This is a genomic window from Streptacidiphilus neutrinimicus (assembly GCF_000787815.1).
Taxonomy (GTDB): Bacteria; Actinomycetota; Actinomycetes; order Streptomycetales; family Streptomycetaceae; genus Streptacidiphilus; species Streptacidiphilus neutrinimicus.
In genome coordinates this window covers 2,973-19,381 of sequence record NZ_BBPO01000051.1, presented here as the reverse complement: position 1 = coordinate 19,381, position 16,409 = coordinate 2,973, and the positions used below count along the sequence as shown (strand labels likewise).

Annotated in this window: 16 protein-coding genes; 3 read left to right on the top strand and 13 right to left on the bottom strand. The window is 72.4% G+C overall.

The genetic code is table 11. The features are described 5' to 3' along the window. Positions 1-34: 34 nt before the first annotated feature. The 4 genes from TR48_RS27200 to TR48_RS27185 form a co-directional block, all read right to left on the bottom strand. Positions 35-3,616, bottom strand: a complete 3,582-nt coding sequence (locus tag TR48_RS27200; RefSeq protein ID WP_042372075.1) for a choice-of-anchor D domain-containing protein — start codon at positions 3,614-3,616, stop codon at positions 35-37. Between the two features lie 205 nt (positions 3,617-3,821). Beyond that, positions 3,822-5,141: an aldehyde dehydrogenase family protein gene (locus TR48_RS27195; RefSeq protein WP_042372073.1), complete on the bottom strand. Its 1,320-nt coding sequence runs from the start codon at positions 5,139-5,141 to the stop codon at positions 3,822-3,824. Between the two features lie 89 nt (positions 5,142-5,230). After that, positions 5,231-5,707, bottom strand: coding sequence for a hypothetical protein (locus TR48_RS27190; RefSeq protein WP_152628206.1), 477 nt, complete (start codon positions 5,705-5,707; stop codon positions 5,231-5,233). Beyond that, positions 5,704-6,246, bottom strand: coding sequence for a YceI family protein (locus TR48_RS27185; RefSeq protein WP_042372069.1), 543 nt, complete (start codon positions 6,244-6,246; stop codon positions 5,704-5,706). The genes TR48_RS27190 and TR48_RS27185 overlap by 4 nt, the downstream gene beginning before the upstream one ends. Positions 6,247-6,463: 217 nt before the next feature. On the opposite strand from TR48_RS27185, the gene TR48_RS27180 reads away from it, so the two are divergent. Next, positions 6,464-7,696, top strand: coding sequence for a sensor histidine kinase (locus TR48_RS27180; protein WP_042372068.1), 1,233 nt, complete (start codon positions 6,464-6,466; stop codon positions 7,694-7,696). A 3-nt stretch (positions 7,697-7,699) separates the two neighbouring features. Next, positions 7,700-8,356: a response regulator gene (locus tag TR48_RS27175; protein ID WP_084729801.1), complete on the top strand. Its 657-nt coding sequence runs from the start codon at positions 7,700-7,702 to the stop codon at positions 8,354-8,356. Positions 8,357-8,452: 96 nt separating this feature from the next. Here the strand turns inward: TR48_RS27175 and TR48_RS27170 are convergent, their stop codons facing one another. From TR48_RS27170 to TR48_RS27150, 5 genes are all read right to left on the bottom strand, one after another. Further along, a complete protein-coding gene (locus tag TR48_RS27170; protein WP_084729804.1) occupies positions 8,453-9,712 on the bottom strand; it encodes a globin domain-containing protein in 1,260 nt (419 codons plus the stop codon). A gap of 220 nt (positions 9,713-9,932) precedes the next feature. Further along, positions 9,933-10,328: a winged helix-turn-helix domain-containing protein gene (locus TR48_RS45815; protein ID WP_052443085.1), complete on the bottom strand. Its 396-nt coding sequence runs from the start codon at positions 10,326-10,328 to the stop codon at positions 9,933-9,935. Between the two features lie 436 nt (positions 10,329-10,764). Beyond that, complete coding sequence (locus TR48_RS27160; RefSeq protein WP_152628205.1) at positions 10,765-10,962, bottom strand: hypothetical protein; 198 nt, start codon at positions 10,960-10,962, stop codon at positions 10,765-10,767. A 192-nt stretch (positions 10,963-11,154) separates the two neighbouring features. After that, positions 11,155-11,523, bottom strand: coding sequence for a PH domain-containing protein (locus TR48_RS27155; RefSeq protein WP_042372063.1), 369 nt, complete (start codon positions 11,521-11,523; stop codon positions 11,155-11,157). A 7-nt stretch (positions 11,524-11,530) separates the two neighbouring features. Next, positions 11,531-12,160 carry a DUF3887 domain-containing protein gene (locus tag TR48_RS27150; protein ID WP_052443083.1) on the bottom strand — a complete coding sequence of 210 codons (630 nt, stop codon included), beginning with the start codon at positions 12,158-12,160 and terminating at the stop codon, positions 11,531-11,533. 110 nt (positions 12,161-12,270) lie between these two features. Between TR48_RS27150 and TR48_RS27145 the strand changes: the two genes are divergently transcribed. After that, positions 12,271-13,485 carry a putative hexosyltransferase gene (locus TR48_RS27145; protein ID WP_201777168.1) on the top strand — a complete coding sequence of 405 codons (1,215 nt, stop codon included), beginning with the start codon at positions 12,271-12,273 and terminating at the stop codon, positions 13,483-13,485. On the opposite strand, the gene TR48_RS27140 is transcribed toward TR48_RS27145, so the two are convergent. The 4 genes from TR48_RS27140 to TR48_RS43660 form a co-directional block, all read right to left on the bottom strand. Next, entirely contained in the window at positions 13,440-14,900 is a 1,461-nt protein-coding gene (locus tag TR48_RS27140) for a hypothetical protein (RefSeq protein WP_152628204.1), read from the bottom strand. The two genes, TR48_RS27145 and TR48_RS27140, sit on opposite strands and share 46 nt — an antisense overlap. 229 nt (positions 14,901-15,129) lie before the next feature. Next, entirely contained in the window at positions 15,130-15,381 is a 252-nt protein-coding gene (locus TR48_RS27135) for a DUF6296 family protein (protein ID WP_042372121.1), read from the bottom strand. A 98-nt stretch (positions 15,382-15,479) separates the two neighbouring features. Then, complete coding sequence (locus TR48_RS27130) at positions 15,480-15,926, bottom strand: helix-turn-helix domain-containing protein (RefSeq protein WP_042372058.1); 447 nt, start codon at positions 15,924-15,926, stop codon at positions 15,480-15,482. A gap of 69 nt (positions 15,927-15,995) precedes the next feature. Next, positions 15,996-16,409, bottom strand: a 414-nt coding sequence (locus TR48_RS43660; RefSeq protein ID WP_236652355.1) for a universal stress protein, incomplete at its 5' end; no start/stop codon positions are given.

The following is a 16,409-nucleotide window of genomic DNA, read 5'->3' as shown; positions in this document are numbered from 1 at the left end:
GCACCCTGCGGCGGCACGCCGTGGTCCGACGGGTTCAGCTGTTGAAGATCTGGAACTCCGAGAGCTGCCCCGCCGGCCAGCCGGTGTTGGCGGTGACGTTGACCCGCCAGTACCGCTGGGTGCTCGCCGGGAAGGTGAGGGTGACCGTGTTGCCGCCCACGTTCGGGTCGAACGTGTAGGTGGCCGAGCCGACGACGGTGGTGAAGTTGCTGCCGTCGGCGCTGCCCTGCAGCGAGAGCGTCTGGTTGCGCGCTCCCCACGAGGTGCTGTTCGGCAGCTCCAGTACGACCCGGCTGACGCTCTGCGACGCGCCGAGGTCCACCTGGACCCACTGCGGGAAGCTGCCGTTGGCGCTCTCCCAGTAGGTGGACTGGTCGCCGTCGGTGACGTCGGCCGAGACGTAGTTCTGGGTGTTGCTGGACTCGCTGGTCGCCTTGTGCAGCGCCAGGTTCGTCGGCGCGCTGCTGGTGCCGGTGCCGGTGAGCGCGATCGTCAGCGGGTTGTTCGACGCGTTGCCGTTGACGGTGACGCTGCCGGTCCGGGTGCCCGTCGCGGTCGGCGTGAAGGTGACGTTCACGGTGCAGGACGCGTTGGCGGCGAGCGAGCTGCCGCAGGTGTTGGTCTGCGCGAAGTCCCCGCTGGTGGTGACCGAGGAGACGGACGCGGCGGCGTTGCCGGTGTTGGTGACCGTGACCGCCTGCGCGGCGCTGGTCGAGCCGACGGTCTGGCCGGCGAAGCTCAGCGAGGTCGGGGCCGCCGAGAGCGTCGCGGCAGAGGAGCCGCCCGCGCTCGGGTAGACCGCGAAGTCGGAGAGCTGGCCCGCCGCCCAGCCGGTGTTGGCGGTGATGTTCACCCGCACATAGCGGGCGTTGGTGGCGCCGAACGGGATGGTGACGGTGTTGTTGTTCGCGTTCGGGTCGAAGTTGTAGCCCGTCGAGCCCACGATGGTGCTGAAGTTGGTTCCGTCGGTCGAGCCGAGCACCGAGAGCGTCTCGGTGCGCGCGCCCCACGCGGTGGACGGGGGCAGGCGCAGCACGACTTTGCCGATGCTGTAGCTCTGCCCGAGGTCGACCTGCGCCCACTGCGGGAAGGAGCCGTTGGCGCTCTCCCAGTAGCTCGACGGGTCCGTGTCGGTCAGGTCGGCGGGCACGTACTGGCCGTTGCTGGAGCTCGCCGAGGCGGGCTGGCCGGCCGCGATGTTCGTGGTGCTGTCGATGGCGGTGCCGGTCAGGCCAACGCTGGTGGGGCTGTTGTTGGCGTTGCTGGTGACCGTCAGCGTGCCGGTGCGGGTGCCCGCGGCGGTCGGGGTGAAGCCGACGGTGACGGTGCAGGAGGCGCCGGCCGCGATCGTCGCGCAGGTGTTGGTCTGGCTGAAGTCACCGGTGGTCGCGATGGTGGAGACGGTCGCCGTGCTGGTGCCGGAGTTGGTGAGGGTGACCGTCTTGGTGCCGCCGCTCGCGCCGACGACGGTGCGGCCGAAGGTCAGGCTCGCCGGGTTCGCCCCGAGCACCGGGCCGGGCGCGGTGCCGGTCCCCGAGAGGCTGACCGTGTTGGTGACCCCGCCCGCGGTGACGGTGAGGTTGCCGCTGCGGCTGCCGCTCGCCGTCGGGGCGAACGTGACGCTCACCGTGCAGGAGGCGCCTGCTGCGATGGAGCTGCCGCAGCTGTTGCTCTGGGCGAAGTCCCCGGTGGTGGCGATCGACGACACCGACGCGGCCGAGGAGGTCGGGTTGGCGACGGTGACGGTCTGCGCCGCGCTGGTCGCGCCGGTGGCCACGGAGCCGAAGTTCAGCGCGCTCGGCGAGGCGGTGACGCCGGTGGCCGGGTAGGGCGGGTAGACCGGGGTCGGCCAGCCGCTGCAGTACGGGGTTCCGCTGATCCCGGAGTTGCCGCCGTTGTCGGTGACGACGAAGTTGCCGCCCTCGCAGTTGTACACCGGCGCCGGCCCGTTCACGCCGGTCGCGGTCACGTTGGTGAACGACGCCGCGCCGCCGGTCTGCTCCTGCAGCGCGAAGGTGCCGGTTCCTGCGATGGTGACGGTGTTGAGGTTGACGCCGCTGATCGTGCCCTCGACCCACTGGATCGCCTCGTAGGGGCTCTGCTCGATCAGGGTGTTGGAGACGTTGATCGGCCCGGTGATGGCGCCCTGGCTGCCGTCGAACCAGAGCGAGCCGACGCCGAACTGCCAGTTCGGGTCCAGGCTGCCGTTCCGGATCAGGGTGTTGTTGGAGATGGTGGTCGTGCCGACCGGCGTGGAGGTGAAGCGCTGGCCGACGTGGATCCCGCCGCCCTGGGTGATGCCGGTGTCCTGGACCAGGTTGCCGGTGACGGTGTTGTCGTGGCCGCCGTAGATGGCGATGCCGTTGGCCAGCATCTGCAGCTGCACGGTGTTGTTGGAGACGGTGTCGTTCGCGTCCGCACCGATGCTGGAGTCGGCCCAGGTGGCGATGCCGTCGTCACCGGTGTTGCGGATGTCGCTGTTCGTCACCTTCGAGTTGGTGACGCCGCCGTGGAAGTTGATGCCGTCGGCGGTGGTGTCGCGGATCCGCATGCCGCTGAAGGTCAGTGAGTCCATCGGCCCGTCCATCCACGCGCCGACCTTGTCGTGCTCGATCCACACGTTGGTCACCGACGAGTTGGACATCGCGCCGCCGATGCCGTTGACCTGGGCGCCGTCGTTGCGGTCCTGCACGTTGCCGAAGACGGCGAAGTTCTGCAGGTGCACATTGGTGCTGGGGTTGGGCGCCGAGTTGCCGTAGAAGCCGGGTGCGGCGCCGGTGACGGTCGAGTACCACATGCCCGCGCCGGCGACGGTCACGTTGTTGACCGCGATGTGGCCCGGGATGTCGTAGGTGCCTGGCGGGATCCACACCGTGCCGCCCGGACCGGCGGCCGAGATGGCCGCGTTGAAGGCGCTGGTGGAGTCGGCGGCCCCGGTCGGGTCGGCGCCCTCGCTGGTGACCGAGACGGACCCGGACGGCTGCGTCAGCGCCGCGCCGACGTTCTCGAAGTCGGCGAGGTCGACGGTGTAGGAGGAGGCGTTGTCGCCCGAGTCCACCTGGAGCTTGAACGTGGTGCCCGCCGGATAGGTGGCGCTCAGCAGCCGGTGCACCTCGTCGTAGAAGTGGTGCGGGTTGCTGCCGGGGGAGTTGGTGAACGGGTAGCTCCCGTAGAACCAGCTGTAGGCGTTGGTGAGCGTGAAGTCGGCCTGCTTGACGCCGTTGATGTAGAGCGAGAGCGGCGCGGTGTAGACCGACCCGTCGGAGCTGTCCGGGATCGAGTAGCGGAAGTCGATCGAGTTGGTGGCGACGGGTGTGGTGAAGCTGACGTACTGGCCGCTGCCATTGCCCGCCAGCGTCACGGCCTTGCGACCCGAGGCCTCGTCGGCGAGCTGGCCCTGGGTGTAACTGGGGCCGATCACGGTGCCGTTGGTGGCGGAGTTCTCCGCCTGCACCTCGGCGTAGGGCAGGCTCGCGCCGCTGCCGCCGGTCGCCAGGGGCGTCGCGGCGTAGGCCGCCTGGGCGGCGGCCGGGGCGACGACCCCGGCCGCCACGAGCAGCGCGCCGCCTCCGAGAGCGACGGCTCGGTTCAGCTTGCGTAGGGACCATCCGGACAACGGTTGCTCCTTCGCGGAACGAAGAGGGTGCCGGCAGACCGCCGAGCGGCTGGAACCGTAACTTCCGCGAAGCACGCATGCAATATTGAGAACATGAATTGAGAAAAAGTCACGGACTTGCGCAAGAAACCGTCAAATGCCGGTCGTGACCCCCGATTTGGCTGCAACCGGTGACGGGTCCTTGCCAATCCGCAGCAAGCCGCTTTCAGTCCAGCGGCTTGTCCACGACCGCCTTGGCGTGGCTGAAGGTCTCCAGCGAGTACGCGCCGTGATAGCGGCCCATGCCGCTCTCGCCCACGCCGCCGAACGGCAGCTCGGGCATGGCCAGATGGGAGACCGGCAGGCCGAAGGAGAGGGCCCCGGAGGAGGTCTCCTCCGTCAGTCGGCGCTTGGTCTGCTCCGAGGGCGTGAAGGCGTAGAGGGCGAGCGGCTTGTCCCGCTCGTTGATGAAGGCGATCGCGGCGTCCAGGTCCGGCACGGCGATGATCGGCAGGATCGGGCCGAAGATCTCCGCCTGCATCACCGGCGCGTCCGGGGGGACGTCCGCCAGCACGGTCGGGGCGAGGTAGCGGTCCGCGCGGTCGTGCTCGCCGCCGATGACGAGCCGGCCGTGGTCCAGCAGCGCCGTCAGCCGGTCGAAGTGACGCTCGTTCACGATCCGGCCATAGGCCGCCTCCCTCGGGTCCTCCCCGTACAACTCCCGTACGGCTGCCACCAGGTGAGGCTCCAGGGCGGTGGCCGCCTCGCCGACGGCGAGGACGTAGTCCGGTGCGACGCAGGTCTGTCCGGCGTTGAGGAACTTGCCCTGCGCGAGTCGCCGTGCGGTGACCTCCAGGTCGGCCCCCGGCTCGACCACGACCGGGCTCTTGCCGCCGAGTTCCAGGGTGACGGGCGTGAGGTGCCGGGCGGCCGCCGCCATCACGATCCGGCCGACCGTGCCGTTGCCGGTGTAGAAGATGTGGTCGAAGCGCTGCTCCAGCAGCTCCGTCGTCTCGGGGACGCCGCCCTCCACGACCGTCACGGCCTCGGGGTCCAGGTAGCGCGGCAGCAGCCGGGCCAGGGCGGCGGAGGTCTGCGGGGCCAGCTCGCTGGGCTTGACCACGGCTGTGTTGCCGGCCGCGAGCGCGCCGACCAGCGGAGCGAGGGCGAGCTGCAGCGGGTAGTTCCACGGCCCGATGATCAGCACCACGCCGAGAGGGTCGCGCACCACCCGCGCCTCGGCCGGCTGGAACACCCCGGGCACCCCGGCGGGCTTCGGTGCGAGCCACTCCTCCAGGTGGGCGACGGTGTGGTCGAGCTCGTTCAGCGTGAAGCCGATCTCGGTCCGGTAGGCCTCCGCCGCGCTCTTGCCGAGATCGGCGTGGAGCGCCTGCTGGAACGCCTCGGCCTGCTCGGTCAGCAGCGCTCGCAGGGCTGCGAGCTGCGCTCGGCGCCAGGCGAGCGGCTTGGTCCGTCCCTCGGCGAAGTGGGCCCGCAGGCGGGCCACCACGGCGGGGAGGTCGGTGGCGGGGATGCTGGCGTTCATGGCGTTCTGGGGTCCTTCCGCGCATGCTCGGGAGGTAGAAGCTTGGCTTCCTCAAGTATTGCGACGGTAGGTCGATATAGTTGCAAAAGTCAAGTAACTGGGCCGTGGCCCATCGCCCCGGCCACCGCCATGGCCCGCAGGCGCGCGGCGCGTCGGCGCGCCAACAGGGCGAAGGAGGCGGCGAGGGCCACCAGTTCCAGATCGGGCCAGGTGCCGGTCAGGACGATCTCGACCCGCGGCCCCCCGCGTCGCGGCAGCCGTAGATCGATGCGGTCCTCCCCGCGCACGACCGAGGCCGCATAGCAGCCGCGCTCCCGGCCCATCGTCCAACCGACCGGCTCGCCCTCCGGCGCGACGCGGCTGCCGCGCGGATCCAGCCGCAGCAGCCCGTCGATGCTGACGCCGCTGGGGCGGTGGTCGTTGACGCGGACCTCGACGGTGCGGCCGTCCACGCAGATCTCCGCGCTGCGCATCCTGCGGCCGGGCCGCAGCGACGCCGCCGCGGCGGAGTCGTCGAGGACGAACACCGCGCCGCGCCTGCGCAGGTTCAGGGTGCGCGTCGTCACCGCTCCCACCCCGCCGTCCCATCGTGCAGGGACGCGTGCACGCAGGTGACCTCGACAGTCAGCTCCAGGTGGCGGCCGGCCAGGCCGCGCATCGCGGTGACGCCGAAGGCCGTGCGGTCGATCCTGGTCGTCGCGCGGACGTGGAACCCGCTGCCCTCGGCGGAGACCGTGGTGTCGGTGATCGCCAGCCGTACCGGGCGCGACACCCCGTGCGCGGTCAGCGTCCCCGTCACCTCCGCCTCGGAGACCGTCTCCGAGACGAAGACGATGCGCGGGTGCCGGTCGGTGTCCAGCAGCCTCGCCGAGCGCACGGTCGCGTCGCGGGAGGCGTGGCCGGTGCGGAAGCTGGCCGCGTCCAGCTCGGCGGTGACAGCCGAGGCCGACACCGGCTCGGCGAGCTCGACGGCCCCGGAGCGGATCGCGAAGCCGCCGCGCACCAGGCCGAGGCCGAACAGGTGCCGGGTGGTGAACGTGACCGAAGAGCCGCCCGGGTCGATCACATAGCGCCCCAGGTCGAGCGCCGTCGTCGTGGTCGTCATCGCAGTCCCCTTCCGGAGAGGTCCTGTCTGTTGAGGTCTGCCTCCATTCCACGGGCGCCGACCCGTCCCGCGGCAGACCAGCCCGTCGGTTCCGCGGGCGACGAACGGCGGGCCGCGCAGGGAGGCATGCGACTTTCGTAGGGTGCGCCGCCGACCAAGGTCGCGACCTGGCGCGCTGTCGGCGTCGCGGCCCCGCGCATGACCTACGGTGGGCAGCATGAATCACAGGCTGCCGTGGCACGGCAAGCACTGGTTCGCCGTGGACGTGGGCCTCGCCGCCGTCTTCGTCGCGCTGGACACCGTCGCCACCGCGAGCGGTCAGAGCTGGTGGCCGGCGCACCCGGACACGCTCGCCTGGAGTCTGCTCGTGGTGCAGGCGCTGGCCGTCGCGTTGGTGGCCTTCCGGCGGGTCGTGCCGCTGACCGTGGTCGCTGTGCTGGGGGTCTTCACCCTCGTGCTGACGCTGCTGATCTCGCCCGTCCGCGCGGTGACCCCCGAACACGGCGGAGCGATCTGGGCGCCCTACGGCACGGTCCTCGCGGCCTACGGTCCGGTCTTCTACGTGCGCGACCGCCGGGGCCGGCGCACCGCGCTGCTCATGCTGGCCGCGCTCACGCTGGTCGTGATGAGGCCGTGGGACGGCTCGCTTTCCGTCATGACCGTCGGCCTGCTGCGCACGGCGGTCGGGCCGCTGCTGGCGCTCTACTTCGACGCCCGGCACCGGCTGCTCCTGGCGCTGCGGGAGCGCGCCGAGCGTGCGGAGCGGGAGCAGCACCTGCTCGCCCGCCAGGCCCGTGCCGAGGAACGGGCCCGGCTGGCCGGGGAGATGCACGACATCGTGACCCACCGGGTCAGCCTGATGGTGCTTCAGGCGGGCGCGATGCAGGTCACCGCCGCCGACGAGCCGACGCGGCGTGCGGCGGAGGAGCTGCGCTCGGCCGGGTGCCAGGCTCTCGACGAACTGCGCGACCTGGTCGGCATCCTGCGCGCCGAGCCCGAGGGCGACCCGACCCCGTCCGTCGAGGGCATCCCGACGCTGGTCGCCGAGTCGGACGCGGTCGGCGTCCCCACCGAGCTGGTCGAGGAGGGCGCCCGTTCGCTGGCCTCGCCCGTCGTCGGCCGCACCGCCTACCGCGTGGTGCGCGAGGCGCTGACCAACGTGCGCAAGCATGCACCCGGTGCCCGGGTCACCGTCCGCGTCGAGTACGGCGAGACGCGCGTGCGCGTCGCCGTCCGCAACACCCGCCCCGAGGCGCCCCCGGCCGGCGGCCCGGCCGCGGCCCTGGCGGACACCGGCTCCGGTCTCGGGATCGCCCAGCTGCGGCAGCGCATCGAACTCGTCCAGGGCACACTGCACACGGGACGAACTCCGGACGGCGGCTTCGAGGTCGAGGCGGTGCTGCCCGCGTACGTCCCGACAGTCCAGCAGACGACCGAACCGGTGAGGTGACGGGTGGCCAGGGTCGTGGTGGTCGACGACGAGCCGATGGTGTGCGGGTTCCTCCGCACCATCCTCGGCTCGGCCGAGGACATCGAGGTCGTCGCGGAGGCGCACGACGGCGCGGCCGGGGTCGAGGCCGTCCGCCGGACCACCCCCGACGTGGTGCTGATGGACCTGCGCATGCCCGGCATGGACGGCCTGACCGCGATCGGCCACATCAACCGCCTCGCCGACCCGCCCCGGGTGGTCGTGCTGACCACTTTCGACGCCGACCAGTACGTCCTGCGCGCGCTGCGCGCCGGGGCGACGGGTTTCCTGGTCAAGTCGACCCCGCCGCAGGACCTCATCCACCTCGTCCGGGTCGCCGCCGAGGGCCACACCGTCCTGTCCCCGACAGCCGCGCGCCGCCTCGTCGCCGCCTCCGACGACGCCGACTCCGCGCGCCGCCGCGCGCGCAAGCTGCTCGCGACGCTGACGGAACGCGAGACGGAGGTGCTGGCCTGCCTCGGCGAGGGCCTGCCGAACGCGGCCATCGCGGCGCGCCTGAGCCTCTCCGAGGCGACGGTCAAGGGTTATGTCTCACGGCTGTTGGACAAGCTGGGCTGCGTGAACCGCACCCAGGCGGGCCTGCTGGCCCACGACGCGGGCCTCGCCGGGCCGCCGGGCTGACGATCACCGCCCGCCGCTCCGAAGGGACCGGGCCGCCTCCCGCCGTCCCGGCGCCGGACGGCGGCCGGGTCGGCGCATAGCCGCGCCGACGAGCGGTCAGGTGCGCAGCTGCTGGTGCGGGATCCGGTCGAGCCGCCGGGGCGAGGCCGTCCCCCCGGCCGCCCCGGCCGCCTCCAGGGCCGGTGCGTCGAAGGGGTCCCGGCGGAGCCGGCCCCGAGGAACGCCGAGGTCGAGCAGCACCTGCGTGACGCTGGTGACCATGCCGGGCGGCCCCGACACGTAGGCGTCGTGACGGTAGTACGGGCCGAACTTGCGCAGCACCTCGGGCAGGGTGCCGGTCAGCCCCGGGATCTCCTCGTGCGAGACCGCCGCCCGGACGCTCAGCCAGTGGTTGCGCTGCGCCAGGCGCAGCAGGTCCTCGAAGCCGTAGAGCTCGTCGGCGGTCCGGGCGCCGACGAAGACGTCCATGTAGCGGCCGCTGCCGTCGCGGATCGCCTGGTCGACCAGCGCCTGGATCGGAGCCAGGCCGGTGCCGCCCGCCACGCAGACCAGATCGCGCTCCATGCGCGGGTCGAGGATCATCTCCCCCTGCGCCGCGCCGAGTCGGAGCAGGTCGCCGACCCGGGCCCGGTTCACCAGCGGGCGGCTGACCCGGCCGTCGGGGACGGCCTTGACGTGGAACGTCAGGGTCCCGTCCTCGCGCGGCGCGTTGGCGGGAGAGTAGTGACGCCACATCCGCGGCTCCCACGGCGTCTCCACGGACGCGTACTGGCCGGCCACGAAGGGGTAGGGCGCTTCGGGCAGGACGGTGACCTCGGCGATGTTCGGGCCGCGCAGCCGGTGGCCGACGATCTGGGCGTGCCAGACGGCGGGGTTGACGGCGGCGTCGTCCTCGGCGGCGGCGATCATCATCTGGGCGACCAACTGGTACGCCCTGGACCAGATGTCGGCCAGGTGCGGGGTCCAGGCCCCGTCGGCGAAGCGCGCGAGCGTGTCGAGCAGGGCCGCGCCGACCGCGGGGTAGTGGTGGGCGAGGACCTCGAACTTGCGGTGGTCCCGGCCGAGACGGCGGCAGAACGGTGCGAGGTTCGCCGGGTCGTCGGCGAGGTCGATCATCCGCAGCACGCCCTGCAGCAGCCGGGACCGCTGCACGTCGAGGTTGGCGGGGAAGAGCAGCCGGACCTCGGGGTGGCGTTGGAACAGGATGGCGTAGAAGTAGACCGCCATCTCGTCCGCGAGCGGGTTGAGCAGCTCGCGGCTCGCGCGGAGCAGGGCGATCTCGTTCGGGCGCAGGGGTCTGCCCGAGTCGGGCTGTGCGTCGTTCACGAGCTGGCCGATCTTTCGGAGCAGGGACATGCCGAGCAACGCCGCCCACCCGCGAGCGTGCGGAGGGTGGAGGTCGGGACTGCGATCAGCCTAGGGAAGTAAGTGCGAACATTGGTCCGATAAGGGCTCATGTGCGCGATTCTGCAAGGGACTTTCACTCTCCGGTGCACTCGTGCCCGTCCTGTGGAGGACTCGCGCTCCCCTGCCTGGTCAGAGAGCCGCCGGGCGCCGCCGCCCGCCCCCGGCAGGCTCAGCAGGCCGTCGGGTCGTAGGTGTAGCCGACGCCTCGTACCGTCGCGATCATCTGGCGGTGCGCCGGGCCCAGCTTTCGGCGCAGCCGCGTGACGTGGACGTCCACGGTGCGGCCGTCGCCGACGGCGGCCAGGTCCCAGACCGCCTCCAGCAGTTGGCTGCGGGTGAACACGCGCAGCGGCTGGGACACCAGATGGGCCAGCAGGTCGAACTCCAGCCGGGTCAGCCGCAGCGGGCGCGCTGCCGCCGAGGCGGAGCGGCGGGCCGGATCCACCACGATGCCGTGGGGCGGCTGCGGTGTGGCAGCCGGGGCCGAGAAGGCCGCCAGGGTGTGCGGGCCCCGCCGGGCGATCCGTCGGTGCTGCCGCTCCGCACGCGGGTAGCTGATGGACACGGGACGTCCTCTCCGGGGGATTCGACGCGAGCTGTCGCTGCCGGACACTCAACCCGTGCTGCCCGCCCAGGTCGAGGCCGCCGGACCGGTCCTGACACCCCGCATATGGCACCGCCCCCGCTCTTGACGCGCTCTTGCCGCGGGTCCGTCAGTCGCGCCGGGGCCGGGCTGTGAGCACGTCCCCGGCCCCGGCAGGACTGACCTGCCTACGCTCCCGGGAAGGCCGTCGGGTCGGGCTCGCAGGTCGGTCGGGCGCGGCGCTTCGCGGAGTGCCCCGCGAGGCGCGCCGCCTCCCGTCACCAGCCATTCAACCCGCCGGCGGGACGTGGTCCGTGCCATCCTCACGCGAGCCTGACGCGGGACCTCGATCTCTTGACGCGATCTTGCCGGGACCGCGCTCCGCGCGGTGGGACGCGGAGCGGGTGTGCGGCGCCGCTCACATCAGGAAGCGCGCGGAGATCCGGCAGTTGGCGTAGAGGTTGAGCTCGACGTCGTCCGCGTCGTCCGCGTCGTCCGCGGCGGCGGGTACGACGGGAGCGGGACGGCGATGGTGTGGCGCGGTCGGACGGAACGCGCTCAAGACGTCGGACCCCCCGGTCCGGGGCTCCTCGACGGTCATCACTTGCTGGCCCACGGCCATCGCCTCCTGGCAGGTCGCGGCGCCGGGTCGGCGTCGCTCTCAGGATCGATGGGACCACCGAACCGACGGCCGGGGGCCTCGTCCTGACGCGTTCCCTGCAGCCTGCCCCAGGACCCTGACGTGCCCTTGACGTGGCTCGCAGGTGACCGACGAGTCCGAAGGCCGGGGCCCGACGGTCACGCCCCCTCAGGACGTCGGACCGCCGGTCCGCGCGGCGAGGAGCTGGGTGACGGCGGCCGGGTCGTCCGGGGTGATCGTGGGGCGGATCCGGCGGCCGACGTCGAGCACGAGCGCCGTGTCCTTCTGCGGCCGGTGCGGGTCGAGGTTCCACCAGTGGAGGAAGTCCCCCGAGCCCCAGATGCGCCACCGGCGCACCGCGTTCGCGCCGGTCAGCGGGAGGGTCTCGACGGAGCGGACGGCGGCGTAGGGGATCCGCTTGGTCCCCCAGGGGTAGTAGCGGCGGATGGCGAGGCCCTGGTCGTCGCAGACGATCGCGCCGTCGTCGTAGGAGTCCGGAGCGTCCGGGCCCGGGTTCGTGGTCGGGTTCTCGTTCACGTGCTTCTCACGGGGTCTCGGGGGTGAGGATGAAGAGGCCGGCGACCTTCTCGTCGGTGTCGAAGGCGACGCGCGCCTTCATCTCGCCGGCCTCGTAGCGCAGCGGGATGTCGACGACCGTGTGCTCGCCGACGCGGCGGACGAAGGGCTCGGCCTCGCCGAAGCCCTCGAAGGCCCCGACCAGGCCGGTCACCGTGGCCAAGCCGTCGCCGCGGACCTCGTCGGTGAAGGCCGCGAGGACCTGGGCGTCGAAGGACCGCCGGGCCTCCTCCATGCGGCCTTCCAGGACGGCCGTGACGATCGCGACCGCGCGCTGCGCGGCGTCGGCCACGCGCACCGTCTTGTCCATGGGCTCTCCCGTCCGGGGATCGATGGGTCTGCCGAACCGCTGGAAGGCGGCCTGGCGGGTGACGCCGAGCAGGTCGCCGATCTCCTGCCAGGTCCGCCCCGCGTCGCGGGCCTGCTGCACGCTCAGCTTGAGCACCTGCTCGGCCAGGCCGTCGACGGCCTGCGCGCGCCGGACCAGATCCAGGTGGTCGGGCGACACCAGCAGGTTGCCCGCTGTTTGCGCCAGGGCCGTAGCCTGCCCCGCCAGCAGGCCGCTCAGGTCCGCGAGGGTCGGCGAAGGATCGCTCATGTGTCAAGGATGCCTTTACATCCTCGGGGTGTCAAGGCAACCTTGACAAGTGGCCGCGTCCGGTCGTCGCGCGCACCTGACGCCCCGTGCGTAGCGTCGAAGCGTGCAGGGTGGGAGCAGCGCAGATGTGGAGGAGAGCAGATAGCAGATGTGGAGCGGAAAGGAACAGTGAACTGTCCGGACTGATACGTCCCGCCGACCTGGAGCGCGTCACGCGGCCCGGGTCACGCCTGCGCGCGAGCGGTCGGCCCGCCGCGTTCGCGGTCGGCGCCTACCTGCTGGCGCGCATCACCGGCGTGGTCGTCCTGTGGTTCTGGGGCGCCGCGGACCACAAGAGCCTGTCGCACCTGCTGGGCCACGAGTGGGACTCGGCCCTCTACGTGCGGATCATCGAGCACGGCTACGACCACGGGTACCCGCTGCTCAGCAACATGGCGTTCTTCCCGCTCTTCCCGATGTCGGCACGCGCCCTGATGTTGGCCTCCCCGCTGAGCGCGGCGGGCGCGGCGATCGCGATCGCCTGGCTCTCGGGCCTCGTGGCCGCGTGGGGCCTCTACGCGGTCGGCAACCTGCTGTACGACCAGCGCACCGGGATCGTCCTCGCGGTCCTGTGGGGCGTCCTGCCGCACGCGCTCACCGAGTCGATGGCCTACAGCGAGAGCCTCTTCACCGCGCTCGCCGTCTGGACGCTGTACTGCGTCCTCACCGAGCACTGGCTGCCCGCCGGTGCGCTGTGCCTGCTCGCGGGGCTGTCCCGGCCGAACGCCGTGGCCCTGGTGCCGGTGGTGTGCCTGGCCGCGCTGCTGGCGGTCGTCCGTCGCCGGGCCGGCTGGCAGGCGTGGGCGGCGCTGCTGCTCGCCCCGCTCGGCTGGCTGGGCTACCTCGGCTGGGTCGGACTGCGGGTGCACCGCCTGGACGGCTGGTTCCACATACAGAAGGCGGGCTGGGGCTCCTCGTTCGACGGCGGCGGCTACACGCTGCGTGAACTCCGGACCGTCCTCACCCGGCCCGTCCCGCTGGACCTCTACCTGGTCACCCTGGTCCTGGCGCTGGCCGTGGTGCTTTTCGTGCTCTCCGTCCTGGACCGGCAGCCCTGGCCGCTGCTGCTCTTCAGCGCGCTGCTCCTGGTCCTCGCGCTCGGCGGCTCCGGGTACTACAACGCCAAGGCGCGGTTCCTGGTCGCCGCCTTCCCGCTGCTGCTCAAGCCGGCCGTCTCCCTCGCCCGGGCGCGCACCGGCACCGCGGTGGTCGTCCTCGGCTTCCTGACGGTCCTCTCGGCCTACTTCGGCGGGTACGTCCTGCTCGTGTGGACCCACTCGCCCTGAGCCGCGGCGGGGGCCAGGTACACCAGGTAGTTCGTCCGCCCGTCGCGGCCGACGACCGTGTGCCGGGTCCAACGGCGGGCGTAGTCGGGGACCCGGTCACCCGGATAGAGCAGCAGGGCCGTGGGTTGTCGCCCGGCCTCGCGCAGCAGCTGCGCCGTGGTGATGTCGGCGTCGTTGCCGCTGGTCTCCACCGAGCGGCAGCCGGTGTAGTAGCCGAGCGGCTCGGCGTCCTCGCCGGTGAGCAGGCAGTTCCCGGTCAGCCCCAGCCGCGCGAACTGCGGGACCGCGTACGGCTGGTCCGCACGCGAGGCGACGGTGTACGAGACCTCCTCGGTCAGCTGCTGGTACTGCCCGGCCAACTGCAGGACCAGGCCCAGCCCGACGACGGCCGTCGCCCAGCGCCGACGGCGCCGCGAACCCGTGGTGACCAGCCAGGCCAGCAGGCTCGCCACCGGGACCAGGAGCAGCGCGTAGGCGGGGAGCAGGAAGCGCGGCGCCGAGTAGTCGATCATGAAGAGGTAGGGCACGGCCACCGAGAAGCCGCACAGCGCGGGCAGCAGGGCCGCGCCCAGCCGCCCGGCCCGCCGCTCGACCAGGACCCCGCCCACGACGAGGACCGGCAGCAGCAGCCACCAGGCGGCCAGCTCCAGCGGTTTGTGGTTCAGGCTCACGTCGCACGGCCGGCACAGGATCGGGCCGTTCACCGAGCGCAGCACATCGCCCACGGCCCAGTGCAGGCCCAGTCCGCCCTCGTTCAGGCTGGACAGGTGCAGCCGCTCGCCGACGCCGCCGAACCTGGCGTACGCCTCCGCGATCCACTCCGCCGTCCCCGCGAGCAGGCCGCCGAGCGCCGCGAGCAGCAGCCGCGGCCGCCGCCGGTACAGGGCCACGCCGAGCAGCGGGAGCGCCAGGAAGACGGCGTCGCTCGGTCGCATCAGCGCGGCGACGGCCAGCGCCGCGACCAGTCCCAGGAGCGGCAGGCGCGCCGCAGGGCGGCGCAGCGCGTCGAGGAAGCAGCCGACTGCGGCGAGCCCGCCGAGGGCGATCCAGAGGTTGGGCATCGCCTGCGGCCCGTAGTACTCGGTGATCCACAGGGTCGCGAACAGCGCCCCGGCCAGCGCCAGCACCCGCGTGTCGCGCACCCGGCGCCAGGCCAGCAGGGCGAGGAAGAGCCCGAGGGCGGAGAGCAGCGACAGATACACCCGCAGGGCCACCGTCGAATGGGTGACGGCGGCCGGGGGAGCGACCACCAGGGTGATCCCGCGCGAGCGCGGCGCGCTGAAGAACTCGGCCGGCACGTGCGCGGACACCTGGCTGACGTAGATGGTCTCGTCCCAGCCCAGGCCCATCGAGGGCGTCACGAAGACCAACTGCGAGACCGCGTACAGGGCCGCGACCAGGGCGAGCCAGAACACCGACCTGCCGCCGGGCAGCCGGGAGCGCAGTGCGCGCAGCGATACGGCGCCGGGCGCGGCGGACGCGCGCGTGGACGTGGCGGTGATGGGTGTGCCTCCTCGTGCGTACCGGCTGCACCCGTGTGCACTTCCGAGCACTCTACGGCGGCAGTATGTCCGCTTCAGCTGGGGAGATCCTGCATGCGCGCCGTGAGCCGGACGCCGCTGCCGCCCGGTGGGGGCGCGTCGGTCAGCTGGCGGCCCGGCCGCCGAGGGGGCGGCAGGAGGCCGGACGGCGGGGATGCTGGTGGCTGCTGGTGGGGAGCATCCGCGCCTCGCAGTTGTCGTTGATCTCCACCTGGATGATCCCGGTGTCGTCGCGGTAGACAGGGTTTCCGCTCGGCCCGATCGCGCCGGTCGGGTGAACGATCACGGTGTCGTCCGAGCCGCCTCCGTCGCCTGCGGAGAAGACGAGCTCGAAACTGCCGTCGCGGTTGGTCATGACCGTCTCCTCAGCGCCGGTGGCCGCCTGGTGCGGATCGCCGTCCGTGGACCGCTGGACCGTGGGCCCGTTGGCCCGCACCTCCAGTATCGGGTGAATCAGCCGAGGTAGCCGAGCTTGCGAGCCTTGGTGAGGTGGTTCATCACCGTCTTGCCGTTGCGCCCCGTCGCCTCGGCCAGCATCTTCACCGAGGTCGTGGTGTGGGCCGGCCCGCAGGCCTTGTAGGCGCGGGACAGGGCGCGCAGGTAGTCCTCGGTGATGCTGCCGCGGCCTCCGGCGGTGAAGGCCTGCAGCGCCTCGACGGCCTCGTTGAGCTCCCGGATCGCGTCGCCGACGGCGCGTCCGCTCGACTGCGGCCGGGCCAGCTTGACCTCGCGCAGCACGGTGGAGGAGATGCCCTGCTGGTGGACGCGCTGACCGCGCGCGTTGGTCAGGTGCTCCGCGCCCTCCGCGGGGGTCACGTGGAGCTCCACCGGCAGGTGCGACTCGTCCGACCAGACACAGCGGATCGCCCAGCCGCCGATGACCTGGACCTCTTCGATCATGCCCGGATTCTATCCGCGCCCTCTCCGCGCCCGTTCGGCTCCGCCCCCATGGGCCCGGGGACGCGGGGCTCAGCGGGACGCGCCGAGGCCCGTGGGGCGCAGGAAGTCCTCCGGTGTGAGCCGGCGTAGTTCGCGCCGGACGGCCCGCGGCAGCGCCGGCGGCTCGGCGGGCGGCGCGACCAGCATCACGGGGCCGTGCGCGTGGGCCAGGGCCCTGCGGCGCACCGTGCCGCGCAGCAGCCGGGTCAGCGGACGCCGTGCGCCCGTACCCAGTACAAGCAGGTCCTCGGGACGCCCGGCGAGCCGGGTCAGTGCGTACGCGGCCGGGCCGCGCACCACGACGCGCTCCAGCGCCACGTCGTCCGGGACCCCGCCGACCAGGCCGTCGTCGTCCGGGCCGCCGCCGATCGGGCTGCCGAACGCCTCCGCGAAGGCCGAGTCCAGCCGCTCCATGGCAGCCCGCTCCCAGATCCGAGCCAGGGC